Below are 20,657 nucleotides of genomic sequence, written 5' to 3'. Positions count from 1 at the left end.
TATGCCGCTGCTTAAGCGAAGATTATGCCCTGTCGTTGAAACTAGACAACATAACGTTTACAATAAATAAGCATGCCTTTTGGACAATATGTAAGTTTTGCCTGAAATTTTGTTCATAAACAGGACGCATTTTCTCTGCGCAACAAAGACCTTTACTACAGAGCACTCGGGCTTAGGCCATACGAGCGCTGCTGTTGCAAAGGTCATCGGAATGAGAATGGGTACGTTTAAATGTTCAACTGTGCAATCTGATCTTTCAGTTTCTGTGCTGAAGAACGTAACAGTTCCTCCTCGTGAACATTCAGCGGAATTTGCAACTTCTCCCGTATGCCTTCACGCCCAACGATGGACGGTACGCCGAGGTACACATCAGAGATGCCATGATAGTCATCGAGCAAGGAAGATACGTTCAATACCGCATGCTCATTTTGCAAGATGGCGGCGACGATCCGATCTAACGCCAGCGCGATCGCATATGAGGTGGAGCCTTTGGCGTTAATAATTTCATAAGCGGCATTTTTGGTGCTATTGAAAATATCGTCACGTTCGGCTTGCTCAAAATCGAGCTCTGCGCCAGCAACGTTGGCAAGGCTCCATACCGGCAGCTCGGAATCGCCGTGTTCACCGATAATATGGGCATGGATGCTGCGTGGATCAATTCCTTTGTGCTTGCCGATTAAATAGCGGAAGCGCGCGCTATCGAGCAGCGTACCGGAGCCGATGACTCGATTCGCCGGCCAACCGCTCTTTTTCCAAGATACATAGCTGAGAATATCGACCGGATTGGTCGCAATCAGCAAAATGCCGTGATTGTTATACTTGGTAATATTTTTAATAATGTCGTCGAAGATGGCAGCATTACGATTTAGCAAATCGATACGGGTTTCGCCTGGACGCTGATTCGAACCTGCTGCAATGATGATAATATCGGCGTCCTCGCAATCAGAATAGTCGCCAGCCCACAGTTTGACTCCACCTACAAAAGGCAGTCCATGATTCATATCAAGCGCTTCGCCTAGCGCTCGGTCGTGGTTGGCATCAATAAACACAAGCTCAGACATGCGGTTGCGCAATAACAGCGTATAGGCGGTTGTCGCACCTACAGCGCCTGTGCCAATGACGACGACACGATGGGGTTTGGATACGGATTGGGGCATACATTATCATCTCCTTCACAGTTTGTGTTACAGAATCGCTACTATTGTAGCCGAAAGAAGGGGCAAAGTAAAAATAACATTGCGGAAAACCGATCGAAAAACAGTACATTTCCTTTCGAAAATACCCGCATCTGTAATCGCTTGTAACTTTTCTGTAAACCACCTATCAAAATTATAGTTTACTCTAGTAGAAGTTGTGAAAATGAAACGCTTTAGCTTAGGGCAAGTGTGTGGAAGGAGAATTACCTATGAAGTGGAATATCACCAAGTCGCTTCTTACCGGAATTTCGATGATCCTTCTTCTGTCAGCTTGTACGTCAACAGGCGGGGATGTTGCTCCTGTCAGTGAGTCAGTACGTGAACAGCTCCAGCAGTCAAAAGAAGATCAAGGACAAACGATAACACTTAAGAAGACGACCGATTACAATATAAATAAAGGTGGCGGCGGACAAGCAACCGAATCCGGCTACAAAATCCAGACCCGACTGACCGACTTTCAATTACTTAGTGCAAAGGCAGGGGTTTCGTGGGGGATTACGCGCAATGAGCTGCGCATTTATGTGACCCAGGACAATGGCAAAACATGGGACAATGTATCACCAGCAAAAACGGTCGCTTTTTACGAATCACCAGTGTACGGTAGCAGCATATTTTTTTTAAATCAAAAAAATGGCTGGGTGGCGCGTAATGCGAGCGGTGTCGGTCAGACGCTCATTTTGCATACGATCGATGGCGGTCAAAATTGGAACGTGAATACGTTTAATAATGATGCAACTGTGCTCGGCATATACTTTGTAGACGAAAATACAGGCTGGGTGATGACATCAACCGATTCGGCGGACAACAAGCAAGAGAAGGCGCTGTATCGCACACAGGATGGCGGCAAAAACTGGGTGAAGCTGATGCAAAACACCGGTGATTTTGTCGCTAAAAATCCGACGCCAAATGCGATCCCGCAAAATGGTCTGCTCGTTGATATGTCTTTTCGCAGTGCACAGAATGGTTTTGTGACGCTGCAAAATGACGGGATGCCGAGGCTGTACACAACCGCAGACGGTGGTCAATCCTGGTCGGAAGGCAAAGAACTGGTGCCCAAAGATGTCGATATATGTGATCGACTGACAACGGGGAAGCCGGAATTTTTCGGATCAAGCAAAACAAAAGGCTGGATGAATATCGGCTGTGTAAGTAGTACTGGAACACGTTATTTTGGTTATTTTACGATCGATGGCGGCAAAAATTGGACGATTGCCCCATTTGCGCTACAGCCGCAAAGCGGAGTCAATCAAAGTATGGGTCCCACCTTTTTGAATGAACAAACCGGCTGGTCGATTATCGATGGCATTATGTATTACACGGACAATCAAGGCAAAAGCTGGAAGGCATTACCGAAAAGCGATACATTGCAAAAAACACTTGTCAATTACCCGGAGTTAGTCAAGCTACAATTTTTCTCGCGCGAAGTCGGCTGGTTACTCGTATCGCAAAATGAAGAACGTCGCTCACTGCTTATGCAGACGATCGACGGCGGCAAAACATGGCATGTGCTTTAGCAACATCAGTCAGGCAGACTGACATGCAGCAGTAATCTTAGCGACGATAACGAGTTAGCCCCTATATCGTCTAGCTTACGCAACATCACTTATCGATACACATTTGGAAGTGTCCTCCTTCATTGAATATTAGCTCTAGGCGAGCTTACGGTAGAGAATGGATATCTGTTTCGCGACAGATGTCCATTCTTTTTCATTTTTTATTTTAATTTAACGATTTTTGCGCAAAAAAATGTTACTATAGACCTATCAAATGTTTGAGATAGGACATACAATCCTGTCTTTTGACTTAAAGGATGAATACATTGATGAGAATCCCATTTCTCCAAAAACAGACTGATTATGGAACGTATAGCTACATCGAATATTTCTGTTATTTGACCAAACATTTCTTTCGTTCCAATCGCCGGTTCGCTGAACTGCATAACATTATGAGAAAAGAACAGCTGACGACGTATTTTCAGCCGATTATGGATATTCAGACCGGAAGTTGTTTAGGTTACGAAATATTAAATCGTCCGCCGTTTTCCGAATGGTTCCCTAACACGGATGCGTTTTATGAGTATATTGGTACGACTAATCAAGTATTTGCATTTGAACTGTTGTGCCGTGAATTGTCGGTCAAACGTTATTGTGAAGCATTGCAACATTCATCGATGTTTGAAGGTTGTAACGTCTTTTTGAATGTGCATCCTGATGTGCTGCGCGATACGAACCATCGTAGCGGTGAGACGATCCGTCATTTACAGCGTTATGGACTAAAGCCGGAGCAAATCGTATTTGAATTAACGGAAAAGCAGGCAGTAGAAGATTTTGAAGCATTTAAGCATGTATTGTCCAGTTACCGGGAGCAAGGTTTTCGTATCGCGATCGATGATGTCGGGTCAGGTTATAGCAGTCTCAAATCTATTGTGAGCCTAAATCCCGAATTTATCAAACTGGATCGCTCACTTGTGCAACATATCGATAGCCGTCCCGATCAACAGCATGTCGTGAAAATGCTGCAGGAATTTGCCAAAAGTTCAGGCACCTTTGTTATTGCTGAAGGTATCGAACGTCTGGAGGAGCTGATGTTTCTGCAACAGCAACGGATTAGTTATGGACAGGGTTACGCGCTTGGACGTCCATCTATCGCTCTTACACACCAGATTATCGAGCAGATTGTAGGTCAAATACAGCCTCAGCAGCGAAAAGCTACAAATATGTAGCCAACTTTTACAAGAAGTGGGTTGACGAACGATGCATCATCCATTATTCTGGATTCTACATATGATGAGAACAGATACGCTTTAACGACGATGAGCAGGACCCTTGTTCCGCCAGACCGCAATACAGAGAGGAAATTCATCGGCTGAAAGATTTCCTGCATGCGATTGGATCAAGTCCTATCCTGTGAGTTGCGTACCAGGTATATCCTGAGCGCCGGTTGCTCCGTTATCAGCTTTGAGGTTTATTTGGGTCTGCTTATGCAAACAGACGCTAAAATAAACAAACCTAGGGTGGTACCACGACACATTCGTCCCTGACGAGTGTGTCTTTTTGCTTTTTTGGCGCTTATACGATGCTTATACATGGATCAAGAATGGATGAAGGAGGGGAATGGATTGAAACAGAGTCAAGCTTTTATTCACACATTACGTTCAGCACCTGCCGAAGCAGAGGCAGCAAGCCACCGATTGTTAGTTCGCGGCAGTTATATTCGGCAGACCGCAGCTGGCATTTATACGTATTTGCCACTTGGATGTCGGGTACTTCATCGTTTGGAACAGCTTATCCGTCAAGCGATGGATTATGTGGGTGCGCAGGAATTACTAATGCCGGCTATGCAGCCTGTAGAGCTGTGGCAACAATCAGGTCGATATGAAGGATATGGAGACAATTTGCTGCAATTGCAAGATCGACATGAGCGGCGATTCATATTAGGCCCAACCCATGAAGAACTGATTACCGATGTGCTGCGCAATGAGCTTAGTTCGTATCGTCAGTTGCCAGTAACGTTATATCAGATTCAGACCAAATTTCGGGATGAAAGTCGTCCGCGTTCCGGTTTGCTGCGTGGACGTGAGTTTTTGATGAAAGATGCGTATTCGTTTGCTACTGATCAGCAGGAGCTGGATGAGACGTATACGTCGATGTACAACGCATATGAAGCTATATTTTCACATTGTCAATTGCAGTTTCGGGCGGTAGAAGCCGATGGGGGGACAATCGCTGACGCTGGTGCAACACATGAATTTGTCGCGCTGACAGATGCGGGGGAAGATATCATTGCGTTATGCAGTGACTGCGATTATGCTGCTAATTTGGAAAAGGCGGAATATCGCCATATCCCGCAAAATTCAACTCGCTTGCATGTTTATGCACAGCCGGAACGGGTTCATACGCCACATATTAGAACCGTTGCACAATTAGCAAACATTTCTACAAGCGAGATTGCGAAAAGCCTATTATTTTTAGCAGATGGTGTGCCTCTGCTCGTTGTCGTTCGCGGCGATCATGACGTTAATGAAGTAAAAGTGAAAAATTATGTGCAAGCGACAGAGTTAGTGCTTGCCGATGCCGATACGGTACTGCATATGACCGGCACAACGATTGGATTTCTCGGTGCGTATCGGTTGAATGATGGGCAAGCGGATCAGAAGCGCATTCGGATCATTATCGATCATGCGGTATATGCTATGCCGGAAGCGGTGATGGGCGGAAATGCCGAGTATGATCATTACCGTCATATCGTACCTGCGCGTGATTTAGAACAGGTGGAACAGGGCGATTTTCGTAACGCGATTGAGGGAGAATGCTGTCCGCGCTGTCAGACAGGCAAGCTGTACATGAAGCGTGGTCTGGAGCTGGGACATGTGTTCAAACTTGGCACCAAATATAGTGAAGCATTACAAGCAGATGTACAACTGGCAAATGGAGATCGACAGCCTTTGATTATGGGTTGTTATGGTATCGGCGTATCCCGCCTAATGGCAGCGATCGTGGAGCAGCATCACAATGAACAAGGAATCGTCTGGCCGCTACAGATTGCGCCTTATCATGTACATCTGATCGTCATTTCGATGAAGGATGCACAGCAATGCGAAGTGGCGATTACCGTGTACGAACAATTAAAACAGCGCGGTATCGATGTATTGCTTGATGAACGAGATGAACGCCCAGGTGTTAAATTTAACGATGCTGATCTGATCGGTATTCCGCTTCGCCTGATTATCGGTAAAGGTATTAGCAATGGACAGGTAGAATGGATGAACCGATTAACTGGCGAAAATGAGCAACTATCGCTCGAACAGGCGTGCCAGCACATTATAAAAGCTACTGATTGCTCACATTTTACCTTACGTTGACGCAAACATGCTTGCTTTTTGCTACGATAATATCATCCTTTTAGGATAACAGCATGAGTATACGCCAAGTGGGAGAAGCGGAAACAATAAGGGGTGAACACCATGTTTACAAAGATCGGTGAGATTGCAGAGCAAGTTCCGATCGTAGAAGCGGATACTTGCTGCAGTGAAGTGGATGCATTATTCAAACTTCATCGTCAATGTGAAGGGCTTGCTGTGCGTAGACGTGGCACGGAACCGGCTTTAATGATGCGTGTCGGTTTCTATCAGCATCTGGCGACTCATTACGGCTATAATTTATACATGGGACGACCTATTCGCCTGCTTGCCAACCGGCAGCCACTCGTTGTCGATTATTGTGAATCCATTACCGATGTCAGTGTGAAGGCAATGCAGCGTAAAGACGAAGAATTGTACGATCTGTTGCTAGTGAGCAAAGATGGTGAACTGTACGGTGCGGTCACGATCCGGCAATTGCTGCTCGCCGTCGCTGATCTTCGCACCGAATCGGCAACTTTCCTCAATGCACTGACCGGCTTGCCGGGGAACCGCATTATCGATGAGCAGCTAGAGCTTGCTTTGAAGCGAGCGCAGTATAGTGTGTTATATATCGATCTGGATCATTTTAAAACGTATAACGATATTTATGGCTTTAAAATGGGCGATCGTATGATTCAAGAGACCGCTAATGTGCTTAGCCGGGTCGTTACGCTACCCGATCAGTTTCTTGGACATATTGGCGGGGATGACTTTATCGTCGTGATGAATCACTATGACGTAGAGCCAATCTGCCGCCTAATCTTAACCGAGTTTGAACAGCTGAAAAAGGAAATGTATCATACCGACGACTTACAGCTTGGTTATGTCATGGCTGAGGATCGGCTCGGCAATTATGGCCCGATCCCGCTCGTCACGCTGTCGATTGCCATTGTGAGCAACCGACAACGGACATATCGCTCGGTTGATGAAATTGTCGGTGAAGCGGCACGTTTGAAAAAGGTATGTAAAAGTATTGCTGGTTATGCCGCTTGCAGTAATGACGGGCTGCGTCTAAGCGATCATTCACCTGCAACCCGCTCTTATACGTAACAACATGGTGTCATTTCCATTGACGATCTGGATATGTTATGTCGATATGATTATGAACTTATTTTACGTGTAATGAAGTTGAAGCTTTTTGATGCAGGCAAAAATCTGCTACCCGATTTATTTCGCTTAACAAAGAGACGAAACTATCCTTACTACTCATCGCTCCTCTAGTACTGCCTACTTAAGTTCCAGCATGCTTGCAAAATTGGTGATTGATGATATGATAGTCGTGATTTTCCATAATCTGTACGTAGATGGGTGAATTACATATTTGGAGGTTATATCATGGCTACATTATTTCTAATCGTCATCTACCTTGCTTTTATTAGTCTAGGCATTCCTGATTCGATGTTGGGAGCAGCTTGGCCGGTTATGCATGGTGATATCGGCGCTCCATTCGGTTCAGCCGGGATGCTATCGATCGTCGCTTCCTGCGGCACGATCGTATCGAGTCTGGCAAGTGGACGTTTAATCCAGCGGATCGGTACAGGCTGGGTCACATTGGTGAGTTGCTGCCTGACGGCGGGCGCATTGCTCGGTTTTGCTTTTGTGCCTACACTCGGATGGTTGATCGTGCTTTGCATTCCGCTCGGTCTTGGTGCAGGCGCGGTCGATTCAGGGCTTAATCATTTTGTTGCCGCCAATTACAAGGCACATCATATGAGCTGGCTGCATTGCTTTTGGGGTGTCGGGGCAACCGCCGGGCCGATCATTATGTCGCATTATATTACAACTGAAGGTTCCTGGCGTAACGGCTATACGGCAGTAGCGATGATCCAGTTTGTGCTCGTATTCATTCTGTTCGTTACACTGCCATTGTGGAAAAAGGTAGTCAAGCTGCGGCAAGCGGAACGTTTGGCAGAGCTTGGTAGTCAAGAGCCATTACCAGCTTCCGCTACCGGGCAAACAGGGAGCAAGTCGGTACAGTTAGATGCGGCGTCCGGGTCAGCAGGCGAATCTATAACAGTCGCAGAACAGTCAGCCAATAGTCAGCCGCCACGATCCGATAGCCAGGCGAACCAAGAGACAGTGACTAGCCGTGCGAGCTTGTTTCGTTTGCCAGGTGTGCGTTTTACGTTGTTAACGTTCTTTTTTTATTGTGGAGTCGAGACGACGGTCGGTCTGTGGGGCGCAAGCTTTCTCGTCGGTTCACGGCAAATTGAGCCAGGGCTTGCTGCCGGGTGGATTTCGCTTTATTTTGCCGGGATTACGATCGGTCGACTAATTACTGGGTTTTTGACATTGCGGGTGACGAATCGGATGCTTATTTTGTTAGGACAGCTTTGTGCTGCGATAGGGACGCTACTGTTGATGTTGCCAATGCCCAATGTATTGCTGATGACTGGGCTTATTTTGATCGGAATCGGGTTGGCACCTATCTTTCCGGGACTATTGCATGAGACACCAGCACGTTTTGGCACTGACAATTCAGCTCGTCTGATGGGTTACCAGATGGCGGTTGCTTATACCGGTATTACGCTGCTGCCGCCATTGTTTGGCTTGGTTGCTGCTTATGTGCATATCGGCTTGTTCCCGTTTGTCATTATGGCCTTTATTTTGATCATGCTGTTCTGTTCGGAACGAGTCATTCGCGCGATTAGACAGCCGAAAATTAGCTAAAATCGACATAAAATTGTGGAGCGCCTTTATGCATATCGATGCGCAATCGCCAATGAAGCGAAATGAGCGAATGATAGCGTCCATTTCCGTTTTGTTGGAGTTGGAGCTATCATTTTCAGGATTGCCTGATGAAAGAGGCAATCCTGTTTTTATTTGCAAACAGCGAATCTGTACCTGTGCAGTGTAATTCACAAGTGGAAGCAGCAATGCACTTTTTTTCATTTATCCATTCCAATATAAAATGTTAACGTTTTCATTTATGTAAATATGAAAAAATCGACCTTTAATTCGTAAGCGAACGCACATAACAATAAAGAAACAAAAGCAATTGCATTCATTAAGTTACTTCGTTAGAACTGAAAGTAAATAATTGACAATATATTCACCCCTTCGCTAGAATGAGTCTCGTGTTCATCGTGGCGATTACATAAAACACACATCATTCATTGAATAGGAATTATGCTTATCAAATGAACCTCAAAGGAGACGTTGTTATGAAAAAACGTACGATCGCATGTGCACTGTCTATCGCACTACTTGGCTCAATGGGGGCGGCGATGCTGACACCAACAACTGTCGTCATGGCAGCCGATGCTTCCGGTACGACCGCAAGTTTGGCGGATATTTTGAAAAATCAGCAATCCGATGGCGGTTGGAAAAAGGACTATTCCGAAATGAGCGGCGATTGGGCTAAATCGACGATCGACAACAAAGCGACCTATTCCGAAATTCGCCGGCTTGCTGCCGAATATATGAAAACTAAAGATAGCAAATATTCCGCAGCCGCGGTAAAAGGAATCAATTTCTTGTTGAATATGCAGTATGCAAACGGCGGTTTCCCGCAAATTTACAAAAGCTCCGGCTACCACACCCATATTACGTACAATGACGATGCGATGATTAATGTGCTGATCTTATTGGACGAAGTGGCAAACAAAAAAGGCGATTTCTCTTTTATCGATAGCGGGCTAGCAAGCAGAGCGAAGCAGGCGGTCGACAAAGGAGTAGACTGTATTTTGAAAACACAGGTAACGTCCGGTGGCAAACTGACCGCATGGGGACAACAACATGATGCCAGCTCACTCAAACCGGCAGGTGCACGCGCATTTGAAGTGCCTTCCCTCAGTGCAGGAGAAAGTGTAGGTATCGTGAAGTTCCTGAAAACACGACCATCCAACTCGCAAATTAATGCGTCGATCAAAGCAGCGGAAGACTGGTTCAAAGCGGTTAAAATTACCGGTTTCCGCTATGAACGCAACAGCTCTGACAGTTACATCATTGCCGATAGCAGCGCAAGCCCAATCTGGGCACGTTTCTACGAGCTGAATACGAACAGACCGATCTTTGTCGGACGCGATGGCGTAGTGAAATACAATTTGAAAGAGATCGAGCAGGAACGCCGTGCCGGTTACGCCTGGTATGGCAATTGGCCAAGTAAGATTGGCATTAATTAGTGGATGGGCTTATTTCGATTATGAGCTTTGATTTCAGGTTTATGCCATTGCCATAGCAGAAATCAAAGCAACTGTACAAATCAACCGCAGCATGATCCAAGTACATCATTCATAATGAAATGAATAAAACTTCTTACTAATAATGTCGAGAATACCGGAAAGTATCGTACACGGACAGCACGATACACGAATCGTGTGATCTTGAACGATCAGTAACTGCATATGAACGGGTAACGATAAATAAACCTCGCTACTCAGCGCATACGAAAAGCAACAGCACCGGATACGGTATACTGTTGCTTTTCGTATAGATATGATGTTTATGTTTAATATACAATGCAGCCGCTACTTCCCAAATCCGCGTTTCTTCAGCCCATTACTTCAGCGTATTTAACTGTCCACCAGCCAGTTTTAACAGCGCATCAGGTAACACTATCTTTTCGCCATTTAAGCTATCCATCAGCTCATAATGCTCATCGGCATGTTCAGCAAGCTTCATCGATTCGATCTCATGACGCAGTTTTTCCATTTTATGATCAAGCGCTGTTGCCGAATCGGCAGCATCTTTCAGCTCGCTAGTTAATTGTGGTGGCACGGCGCCTTCGTATTTATAAAAGATTTTATGTTCCAGACTTGCCCAGAAATCCATCGCAATCGTACGAATTTGTACTTCAACATAGACCGATTCCTGGCGATCCGACATAAATACAGGTACTTGAATAATCATATGCAAACTCCGATAACCGTTCGACTTTGGATGCTTAATATAATCTTTAATTTCGATTACCTGAATATCAGTCTGGTTTTTGAGCATATCGCATACCCAGTAAATATCCTCGGTAAATGAACATGTAATCCGCAGCCCGGCAATATCGCGAATCGTCTCGCGAATCTCATCCAGACTTTCCGCACCACCTTTACGTTGCAGTTTTTTCATTAAACTTTCCGGCGATTTGACGCGTGATTTTGTATGCTCAATCGGATTGTACTCATGCAGAGCCAGAAACTCATCATTTAAAATTTCAATTTTCGTTTCCAATTCCTTAAGCGCAAACTCATACATCATCATAAAACGCGTAACATTGTGGCGAATATGTTTAAGCTGTTCGATCGCATTGTCCATAATGTGCTCCTATCGTACAAAATATGCAAATATGAATAGGCAAGAAATATGTAGTACGTTGACCGAGATGAATTGGGGTGTTGAATCTGTTTTAAGATCGCATGGATCAGGATTTCAGCACACAATCCAAATTAACATTGAACTTGGTCAAAGTAGTAGTTGCTTATCTCTTGATATAAATAGTATACCTAAATATTATTGCAGTTGAAAGTCTAGTGACTTGTCTCAGGAAGATGTAAGGTTACGTCCATCTGAACCCTGCTTGAACCGTGCAGGATTCAGACGAACGCAATCCCTGGATAAATTTGAGACAAGCTACTAGTCGTTTGTCTTAATAAAAAGTCGAGTTTACCTATGCTTAAATTTGCTCACAGCCAAGCGATTAGGCGATACATAATCGGTACGTAAGCTTAGCGATCGTGCAATTCAAGTATAGCGAAATTTATTTTTCATCCATATTTTTAAAATGTAAAATAATTCTAAACATCATATGACTTTTACGAAAATTGATATTGATTCTACGATCTATTATTATAGTAATAAGGACATAATTAACTTCGTTACCTGGATCATAATGAAGCGGATTGTCCTGTACTCAATGGATTAGTGACTTGTCTCAAGAAGATGTAAAGTGGTCTATATTAATCATCAAACACAACCGCCAATTTTACACACACTCATCACGATTAAGACATAAAACAACGTATTAACAACATTAAAATTCACTAAAAGATCATTGAAGGAGACATTCAAATGAAAAACCGTGCATTGGCATGTGCTTTGTCTGTCGCGTTGCTTAGTTCAATCGGTGTTGCTATGACCGTTCCGCACTCGTTCGTAATGGCGAAAAGTTCCTCTGACAAGAAATTCTTCAAAGGCGATGCTTCAGGTACGACAGCAAGCTTGTCTGACATTTTAAAAAATCAGCGTCCAGATGGCGGTTGGAGAAAGTTTTATACGGAAGATGAAGGGGAATGGGCGAAATCTTCGATCGATAATAAAGCGACCTATACCGAAATTCGACGACTAGCGGATGCATATACAAAAACGAAAGATCAGCAGTATGCTGATGCAGCCATCAAAGGGATTCATTTCTTGCTGAATATGCAGTATGCCAATGGCGGTTTTCCGCAAGTGTATAAAAGTAAAGGTTATCATACCGAGATCACATTCAATGATGACGCGATGACCAATGTGTTATTTTTGCTAGAGGATGTTTCCAATCAAAAAGGAGACTTTTCATTCATCAGCAACGCACTGGCAAAACAAGCGCAAGAAGCGGTACACAAAGGGGTAGAATGCATTTTAAAGACTCAAATTGTGTCCAATGGCAAATTAACCGCTTGGTGCCAGCAATACAATGAGAAAACGCTTAAACCAGCAGGCGCGCGTTCATTTGAAGTGCCAGCAATTACAGCGAGTGAAAGTGTTGGTATTATTCAATTTCTGAAAACGCGTCCGGACGATGCACGTATCAAAACTTCGATTCAGGCAGCGGAAAAATGGCTCAAATCAGTTGAAATCAAAGGCTATCGATTTGAACGCAACAAATCGGACGGTCGTCTGATCGCTGATCCGACTGCACCACCGCTTTGGGCACGCTTTTACGAAATTAACACCAATCGTCCTATCTTTGTCGGACGCGATGGGGTGGTGAAATATAAGCTACAGGATATCGAGCAAGAACGGAGAGCAGGTTACGCCTGGTATGGCACTTGGCCAAGCAAACTTGGCATTGATTAAGCAGCAGCGCAGATTTAAAGACAAAAGGTCTATACCGAGAGAAACTGTAATAAAAATTCGCTACACACTAACAGCAACAGCGCCTCATAGGTACGCTGTTGCTGTTACTTTGTGAAAGCAATTCAGAGTATTGTACGACCCTCATCCCTTGATTGGACAGTCGTAAGCTAGCGATATATTTAGCTTATATACTCGTCGTAGAGAGTGAGTATACTGCACATTTAGCACGGTCTGCCTATTAATACTCTGACCGCTTTAACTGTAAATGTAAAATCAGGCAGATGACCGTTATAAATAAAGAGAGAGTATAGATTCAAAACCAATATTGAAAGCAGTCAATGTACTATTAGTTTGTCTCAGATACATTCATAGTAATATCGATCTCATTCTGACTTGATCACAGACGCGTTTAAGTACATGCCAACCGTATTTTTATTTGAGACAGCCTACTGATCGTGCCTTGCTCGGCGTTTAGTGGATTGATGATCCTAACCCGACTGCTGGATTTATAGCGCGGAAGTTTGCTATATTATAGGAATTAATATAAAAACATCTAGTTGAGATTAAGGGAGGCTATTTAGTGAGCTATCAAAATTGGGCAGGCAATTATACATATGGTGCAACAGATATGATTCGTCCAGACAGCATAGAGCAGTTGCAGCAGTTAGTGAAGCAGCATCGCCAAATTAAAGTGCTTGGCAGCGGTCATACATTCAATTCGGTGACCGATACGGACGGCGTTTTTGTATCGCTGCGACATTGGAACCGTTTGCTAACATTGGATCAAGCACGCAGTACAGTAACGGTAGCAGCTGGGGCTACATATGGCGAGCTGTGCGCGCAGCTTGCTGAAAGCGATTACGCACTGCACAATCTTGCTTCATTGCCACATATTACAATTGCGGGTGCGGTAGCTACATCGACACATGGCTCAGGCAGCAATAATGGTAGTTTGGCGTCAGCGGTGCAAGGGATCGAGTGGATCGATGCGGATGGTGAACTGCATACAGCCCGTTCCGGGGACGACGAATTTGCCGGGCTCGTTATTAATCTGGGCGCACTTGGCATCGTCACCAAGCTGACGTTACAAGTGGTACCGGCATATCCTATCCGGCAATTTGTGTATGAAAATCTGCCGGTAGCCCAGCTTGAGCAACATGCCGAAGCCATTTTCGCAAGCGCATACAGTGTTAGCCTGTTTACCGACTGGCAGCAATTGCGTTTTCATCAAGTATGGACGAAAAGCAGGGAGGAAGACGGAGAAAGTTATACAGGACGAGCGGATTTTTACGGAGCAACCCCTGCAACTGAAGCTCTGCATCCATTGCCAAATATGCACGCGCAAAACTGTACCGAACAGCTCGGTAAGCCCGGCATGTGGCATGAGCGGCTTGCACATTTCCGGATGGAGTTTACACCAAGTGCAGGTAAGGAGCTGCAAAGCGAGTATATTATGGCGCGTGAGCACATCTATGAAGCGAGTCTTGCAGTTCATCGGCTGCGCGAACAGTTGGCACCGATTTTGCTCGTAAGCGAGCTGCGTACGATCGCCGCAGATGAGCTATGGTTAAGCCCATTTTATGCGCAACCGTCCGTTGCGTTTCATTTTACATGGAGAGACGACTGGCAAGCTGTCGAGCGTGTGTTACCGCTGCTTGAAGAAGCGTTCGCACCGTTCCAAGCACGACCGCATTGGGGCAAACTATTCACGGTTCCCGCAGCTACGCTACAACAGCAATTTGACAAGCTCCCACAGTTCCGTAAACTCGTTGAAAAGTATGATCCACACGGGAAATTTAGCAATGCGTATTTGGATACGTATGTTCGAGGACTGTCACATTCGGATGGAGATTGAGGCGAAGGACATATCCATATCCCGGTGTAGAGGAGAGATTATAAAATGGAAATGAGTAAAACAGCAATTGTGACCGGAGCCTCTCGTGGCATCGGTCGTCAAGTCGCCATTCAACTCGCTGAATCGGGTATTCAAGTTGTAGTCAACTACGCATCCAGTAGCGAAAAAGCAAAGCAAGTCGTTGACCTGATTCAAACTGCTGGCGGTAAGGCAATTGCGATTCACGCGGATATACGTAAAGTGAGCGAAGTGGAGCGCCTATTTGCTGAAACGTTAGAACAGTATGGATCAATCGATATTTTGATCAATAATGCTGGTATGATGAATACGTTAACATTGGATCAAGTAACAGAGGAACAATTCGATCAGCATATGGCATTGAATGTAAAAGGAACTTATTTTGCCTGTCAGCAAGCGATGAAGCATATGCGGGCAGGCGGCACGATTATTAATTTTTCCACATCGGTATCTGGAGCGATGCTGCCAGGCTACAGTTTGTATGGCGCTACCAAAGGTGCAGTAGAGCAGCTAACACGTCAACTAGCCAAAGAATTGGGTCCAAAAGGGATTACAATTAACAGCATTGCACCAGGACAAGTCGCAACAGATTTGTTTTTAAAAGGCAAATCTGATGAGCTGGTTGATTCATTTCGACGCATGAATGCATTTGGTCGTTTAGGAGAACCTGAAGATATCGCTAATGCGGTACAGTTGTTAGTAAGTGATAAAGCACGCTGGATTACCGGACAGACGATTCGTGTAAACGGTGGGTTTAATTGACGAAATGATCATAACAATGAGATGATAACAACGCCGTGCCTGTGATTTTAAATCATAGCTACGGCGTTTTTAGTTGTAAAGGCATTATCCATTTGTTAATTGTTCTATGCTCGAATGAACGATTTCCAAAAAAGGATTTCTATAGAAAGTGTTTTTATAGAAAGTGTTATTACACGATAAGAGCGATATTTATAACATTCACAAATATTGTAGCAAAAGCGCAAATAACTCTGCCCATTGTGTTGTCTTTTTACTAACAATCTTCGTTTTTGTCCTCCATGTGTGTACAAAGAATAAAAAAGATGATACATTAAAAGTAGCTTAATACCTAATTTGAAAGCGTTTTCTTTAAAAATGTATGTCTTCCTTGAGAGGACATATGTGTACTGAGGAGGGAATGAAATGTCAAGTCACATATTAGCGCAATTTTTAAGTTCAAACATCGCAGATTTAAAGACAAAAGGTCTATACAACGTTATTGATACGCTACAAGGCGCAAATGGTGCTGTTATTCGTATCGATGGAAAATCACTAATCAATTTATCTTCTAATAACTATTTGGGGCTGGCAACAGATCAGCGCTTAATCGATGCTTCTATCCAAGCGGCACAAACATACGGTGCAGGGGCAGGGGCTGTAAGAACGATTAATGGCACAATGGATATTCATATTGAGCTTGAACAAAAGCTGGCAAAGTTCAAAAAAACAGAAGCTGTCATTGTATATCAATCGGGATTTAACTGTAATATGGCTGCTATATCCGCAGTCATGGATGGGCATGATGCTATTTTATCGGATGAGCTGAACCATGCTTCGATTATTGATGGTTGCCGCCTATCCAAAGCTAAAGTCATTCGCTTTAAACATTCAGATATGGATGATTTGAGACAGCAGGCGAAAGAGGCGAAACAATCCGGTCAGTACCGTAAAATCATGGTCATCACTGACGGGGTTTTCTCTATGGATGGGGATATAGCCAAGCTGCCTGAAATCGTAGCAATCGCAGAACAATTCGATCTGATCACGTATGTAGATGATGCCCACGGTTCGGGCGTTCTTGGAGCTGGTGCAGGCACGGTAAAGCATTTTGGACTGTCTGACCGCATCGACTTTCAGATTGGCACACTTTCCAAGGCGATCGGTGTTGTCGGCGGTTATGTAGCTGGTAAACAGCAATTGATCGAATGGTTGAAGCTGAGAAGTCGCCCGTTTCTGTTTTCCACATCGTTACCTCCAGCTGCAATCGCTGCTTGTAGCGCTTCGGTCGACATTTTGATGAATGATCAGGAGCTGATCCAGAAACTATGGGACAACAGCATAAATTTGAAAAATGGCTTGAGACAGCTTGGATATAATATAGGCAAAAGTGAAACGCCGATCACACCTTGTATCATTGGCGATGAAGTAACAGCACAACAGTTTAGCAAACGACTTTATGAAGAAGGCGTGTACGCCAAAGCGATTGTGTTTCCAACCGTTCCGCAAGGAACCGGAAGAATACGCAATATGCCGACAGCTGCTCATACCGGGCAGATGCTCGATCAGGTGATCGCTGTTTACAAAAAAGTAGGCAAGGAAATGAAGCTGATTTAGATGAATTGGCGAGAGTCTATTTCGGGAGGAATGTCGTATGGACAAAATTTTGGTGACTGGGGCATTAGGTCAAATCGGTTCGGAGTTAGTGATACGATTACGTGAAATCTATGGTGCTGATCATGTGGTGGCTACAGACCTGAAGTCATCTGCCCACGAAATTACACGATCCGGGCCATTCGAGCTGTTAGACGTGACAAATGATAGGGCAATGTTCGAAATCGCCAAGCGATACAAAGTTGATACGGTGATCCATTTGGCTGCATTGTTATCCGCTACTGCGGAGGAGAAGCCGCTGCTTGCCTGGAACTTGAATATGGGTGGATTGATGAATGCACTGGAAGTAGCTAGAGAGCTAGGTTGCCAATTTTTCACCCCAAGCTCGATTGGCGCTTTTGGCCCGTCGACGCCGAAAGACAATACGCCGCAAGATACGATCCAGAGACCGAATACGATGTACGGTGTGAATAAGGTGTCCGGCGAACTGCTGTGTGATTATTATTTTCACAAATACGGCTTGGATACGAGAGGGCTGCGCTTCCCAGGTTTGATATCGTATATGACACCTCCTGGCGGAGGAACGACGGATTACGCGGTCGAAATTTATTACGCAGCCGTAACGACCGGTCGCTATACCTCTTATATTGCCAAAGACTCCAATATGGACATGATGTATATGCCAGATGCGCTGAATGCGATCATCGATTTAATGGAAGCGGATTCATCAAAGTTGACGCACCGAAATTCATTTAATGTCACCGCTATGAGCGTTGATCCCGAAGCGATCGCCACCGCAATTAGGGAGGAAATTCCTAGTTTTATCCTTGATTATGATATAGACCCTAAAAGACAGGCAATTGCAGATAGTTGGCCGCATTCTATAGATGCAACGGCAGCAAAAACGGAGTGGGGATTTCATGCCCGTTATGATTTGAAGGCGATGACGAAAGATATGCTTTGTAAGTTGAGCGAAAGACATGTGCTTCGTAAAGCTTAAAATGGTTCTAGTAGGCTGTCTCAAATAAAAATCAGGTTCACACATACCTAAACGTGTTCATTGTCAAGCAATTATGAACTAGGCATACCGTGAATTTATCCGAGACAAGCTACTAGTACCTCGACCAAGTTAAATGTTAATTTTGATTGTGTATTGAAATGCTGATCCATGCGACCTTAAAACAGATTCAACAATCAAATTAATCTCGGTCAAAGTACTAGATTGGCGATCTACAGCTAGTAGAAATCAAAATGTATATTAAAGTGAACTGTTGATAGGCATTATATGGCACATTTTTTAGATAACAAGGGGGTATTTCCAGAGAATCTGAGAATGCACCCTTGTTTTGTTGTAGGATGCAAGCGCCTATTATAACGCTGGCTAAAACAAAAAAACCTTATCCCGATTAAGCATCGAAATAAGGTTGAACAGACAACTTAATGCACAAAATCATTTAAAGTAAAAATAAATTTGAAAAAGGCGCAATATTGCAATATAATATATTCACAATATTTATATTAATTTAACATAAATCAAAGAGCGTGTCAAGTACCGAAAAAATTTTACACGACGATTTTACACGACGATGAAGAAAGCAATTGAAACGGTATGTAATCTGAGAGATTGGGCGAATCATGAATCAATTTTAAAGATTGGGCGAAGATAAGATCGGAAGGCTGTTAGTGCAATTTTCATTGCCAACGATGATTGCGATGCTGATAGTTACACTCTACAACCTACTGGACGAACGCAGCCGTTCAGATGTCAGCTGTAGAGAAATAGTCAAGACCGGGAAACAGAATGGTTTTATACAAGCTTGAAAATACAAAAGTAAGTTCTGTTTTCAAAGCAGAGGGAGCTGAAGGATGACGAACGAACAGCAGGCAGGATTAGACACTGAGTTTACGCTTGAACAAACGAAAGAGTTTTTATTGGAACAAGGAAAGAAAAACGCATCGCTGACCTACAAGGAAATTATAGATAAGCTCGCTCCGTTTGATCAAGACCCGGAGCAGCTCGATGAATTTTTTGAGCACCTGGTTGAAAATGGGATTGATGTAGGCGACGAATCCCAAGAGGAGCAGCCGCATAACTCAGATGCTCCTGTGATGGATGATCTGAATATGGAGGAGCACGTACTCCTTCCGTCTGACATTAAAATAGATGATCCAGTTAGGATGTATTTGAAGGAAATCGGGCGTGTTCCCCTGCTATCCGCAAAAGAAGAAGTGGAATTGGCTCAAAAAATCGAGGAGGGGGATGAAGTCGCGAGGCGCAAATTGGCTGAAGCGAATCTGCGGCTAGTCGTCAGTATTGCGAGGCGTTATAACGGCCGTGGCCTGCTGTTCCTGGATTTAATTCAGGAAGGCAATATGGGGCTGATCAAAGCGGTGGAGAAGTTTGACCATACCAAGGGGTACAAATTCAGTACATATGCAACCTGGTGGATTAGGCAGGCGATCACCCGAGCGATTGCCGATCAAGCCAGAACTATCCGCGTGCCGGTTCATATGGTGGAGACGATTAACAAGCTGATCCGGGTATCCCGGCAACTGTTGCAGGAAATCGGGCGCGAGCCCACTGTGGAAGAAATCGCCAAGGAAATGGAAATTACCGTAGAAAAGGTGAGAGAGATCATGAAGGTCTCTCAGGAGCCCGTGTCCTTGGAGACGCCAATCGGCGAAGAAAACGACTCGAATCTTGGTGATTTTATCGAGGATCAGGAAGCACTAGCCCCCGCGGATGCCGCTGCATATGAGCTGCTCAAGGAGCAACTGAAGGATGTGCTGGACACACTCACCGAACGCGAAGAAAATGTTCTGCGTCTTCGTTTTGGATTGGATGATGGCCGTACAAGAACGCTAGAGGAAGTGGGTAAAGTGTTCGGCGTTACCCGCGAGCGTATTCGTCAGATTGAGGCGAAGGCGCTGCGCAAGCTGAGACACCCAAGTCGCAGCCAGCGATTGAAAGATTTTTTGGAATAAGCTCACATTATGAACAACTACAGAAGGCGGTGGCAGTATGGAAGCCGGATTTATGATCCGCTGCTTGAAATGCGGCGAGGAACAGAAGCTCGTGCCGGGAAGACGTCCCAATTTTCGAAATGAGCGTATTAGTTTTGGAACGGACAATTATGGCGCCGACCAAATGGCCTGCGAATGTGGGAATGCGCTCGAAGAACGGAGCAAGCATGAGGACAGCGACTTTGAAGGAGAGTTTATTGTAGAGTGGCATGATATTTCTAAGTAAGATGCATGACGACTTTGCCGATGCAGAAAAAGAAAGAGCAGCGAGTTTGGCACTTGGCTGTATTTATTTTTTTAACAGTTAAAGAAGGTTAACTTC

15 protein-coding genes are annotated in these 20,657 nt (G+C 44.6%); 13 read left to right on the top strand and 2 right to left on the bottom strand.

The genetic code is table 11. The annotated features are described in order from the left end of the window. Nucleotides 1–227: 227 nt before the first annotated feature. Nucleotides 228–1,157, bottom strand: coding sequence for an L-lactate dehydrogenase (locus U1I11_RS10480; protein WP_322906053.1), 930 nt, complete (start codon nucleotides 1,155–1,157; stop codon nucleotides 228–230). 248 nt (nucleotides 1,158–1,405) lie between these two features. Here U1I11_RS10480 and U1I11_RS10475 point away from each other — a divergent pair, with 248 nt between their 5' ends. From U1I11_RS10475 to pelA (U1I11_RS10450), 6 genes are all read left to right on the top strand, one after another. Next, a complete protein-coding gene (locus U1I11_RS10475; protein ID WP_322906051.1) occupies nucleotides 1,406–2,710 on the top strand; it encodes a WD40/YVTN/BNR-like repeat-containing protein in 1,305 nt (434 codons plus the stop codon). Between the two features lie 308 nt (nucleotides 2,711–3,018). Continuing rightward, nucleotides 3,019–3,918 carry an EAL domain-containing protein gene (locus tag U1I11_RS10470; protein ID WP_322906050.1) on the top strand — a complete coding sequence of 300 codons (900 nt, stop codon included), beginning with the start codon at nucleotides 3,019–3,021 and terminating at the stop codon, nucleotides 3,916–3,918. A gap of 396 nt (nucleotides 3,919–4,314) precedes the next feature. Beyond that, the gene (locus U1I11_RS10465) at nucleotides 4,315–6,057 is read left to right on the top strand and encodes a proline--tRNA ligase (protein ID WP_322906049.1); all 1,743 of its coding nucleotides are present in this window, start codon (nucleotides 4,315–4,317) and stop codon (nucleotides 6,055–6,057) included. A 102-nt stretch (nucleotides 6,058–6,159) separates the two neighbouring features. Continuing rightward, nucleotides 6,160–7,146, top strand: coding sequence for a GGDEF domain-containing protein (locus U1I11_RS10460; RefSeq protein ID WP_322906048.1), 987 nt, complete (start codon nucleotides 6,160–6,162; stop codon nucleotides 7,144–7,146). 285 nt (nucleotides 7,147–7,431) lie between these two features. Next, a complete protein-coding gene (locus tag U1I11_RS10455) occupies nucleotides 7,432–8,766 on the top strand; it encodes an MFS transporter (RefSeq protein ID WP_322906047.1) in 1,335 nt (444 codons plus the stop codon). A 494-nt stretch (nucleotides 8,767–9,260) separates the two neighbouring features. Beyond that, entirely contained in the window at nucleotides 9,261–10,220 is a 960-nt protein-coding gene (pelA, locus tag U1I11_RS10450; RefSeq protein ID WP_322906046.1) for a pectate lyase, read from the top strand. A 376-nt stretch (nucleotides 10,221–10,596) separates the two neighbouring features. On the opposite strand, the gene U1I11_RS10445 is transcribed toward pelA (U1I11_RS10450), so the two are convergent. Continuing rightward, entirely contained in the window at nucleotides 10,597–11,343 is a 747-nt protein-coding gene (locus U1I11_RS10445) for a GTP pyrophosphokinase (RefSeq protein WP_322906045.1), read from the bottom strand. Nucleotides 11,344–12,096: 753 nt separating this feature from the next. Between U1I11_RS10445 and pelA (U1I11_RS10440) the strand changes: the two genes are divergently transcribed. From pelA (U1I11_RS10440) to U1I11_RS10410, 7 genes are all read left to right on the top strand, one after another. Beyond that, entirely contained in the window at nucleotides 12,097–13,086 is a 990-nt protein-coding gene (gene pelA, locus U1I11_RS10440) for a pectate lyase (protein ID WP_322906044.1), read from the top strand. Nucleotides 13,087–13,666: 580 nt separating this feature from the next. Continuing rightward, nucleotides 13,667–14,941 (top strand): FAD-binding protein, encoded by a 1,275-nt coding sequence (locus U1I11_RS10435; RefSeq protein ID WP_322906043.1) that lies wholly within the window; start codon nucleotides 13,667–13,669, stop codon nucleotides 14,939–14,941. Nucleotides 14,942–14,986: 45 nt separating this feature from the next. Further along, entirely contained in the window at nucleotides 14,987–15,721 is a 735-nt protein-coding gene (locus U1I11_RS10430; protein WP_322906042.1) for an SDR family oxidoreductase, read from the top strand. 402 nt (nucleotides 15,722–16,123) lie between these two features. Next, the gene (locus U1I11_RS10425) at nucleotides 16,124–17,314 is read left to right on the top strand and encodes a glycine C-acetyltransferase (RefSeq protein ID WP_322906040.1); all 1,191 of its coding nucleotides are present in this window, start codon (nucleotides 16,124–16,126) and stop codon (nucleotides 17,312–17,314) included. A 37-nt stretch (nucleotides 17,315–17,351) separates the two neighbouring features. Then, on the top strand, nucleotides 17,352–18,311 hold the full coding sequence (locus U1I11_RS10420) for an L-threonine 3-dehydrogenase (RefSeq protein ID WP_322906038.1): 960 nt from the start codon (nucleotides 17,352–17,354) through the stop codon (nucleotides 18,309–18,311). Between the two features lie 866 nt (nucleotides 18,312–19,177). Beyond that, complete coding sequence (gene rpoD / locus U1I11_RS10415) at nucleotides 19,178–20,296, top strand: RNA polymerase sigma factor RpoD (RefSeq protein WP_322906035.1); 1,119 nt, start codon at nucleotides 19,178–19,180, stop codon at nucleotides 20,294–20,296. 37 nt (nucleotides 20,297–20,333) lie between these two features. Further along, nucleotides 20,334–20,561, top strand: a complete 228-nt coding sequence (locus tag U1I11_RS10410) for a hypothetical protein (protein WP_322906034.1) — start codon at nucleotides 20,334–20,336, stop codon at nucleotides 20,559–20,561. Nucleotides 20,562–20,657 lie beyond the last annotated feature (96 nt).

The sequence above is a fragment of the Paenibacillus campi genome, assembly GCF_034659835.1.
GTDB classification, from domain to species: domain Bacteria; phylum Bacillota; class Bacilli; order Paenibacillales; family Paenibacillaceae; genus Saccharibacillus; species Saccharibacillus campi.
The sequence above is the reverse complement of the archived record's forward strand: the minus strand, read 5'-3'. Positions and strand labels throughout refer to the sequence as shown.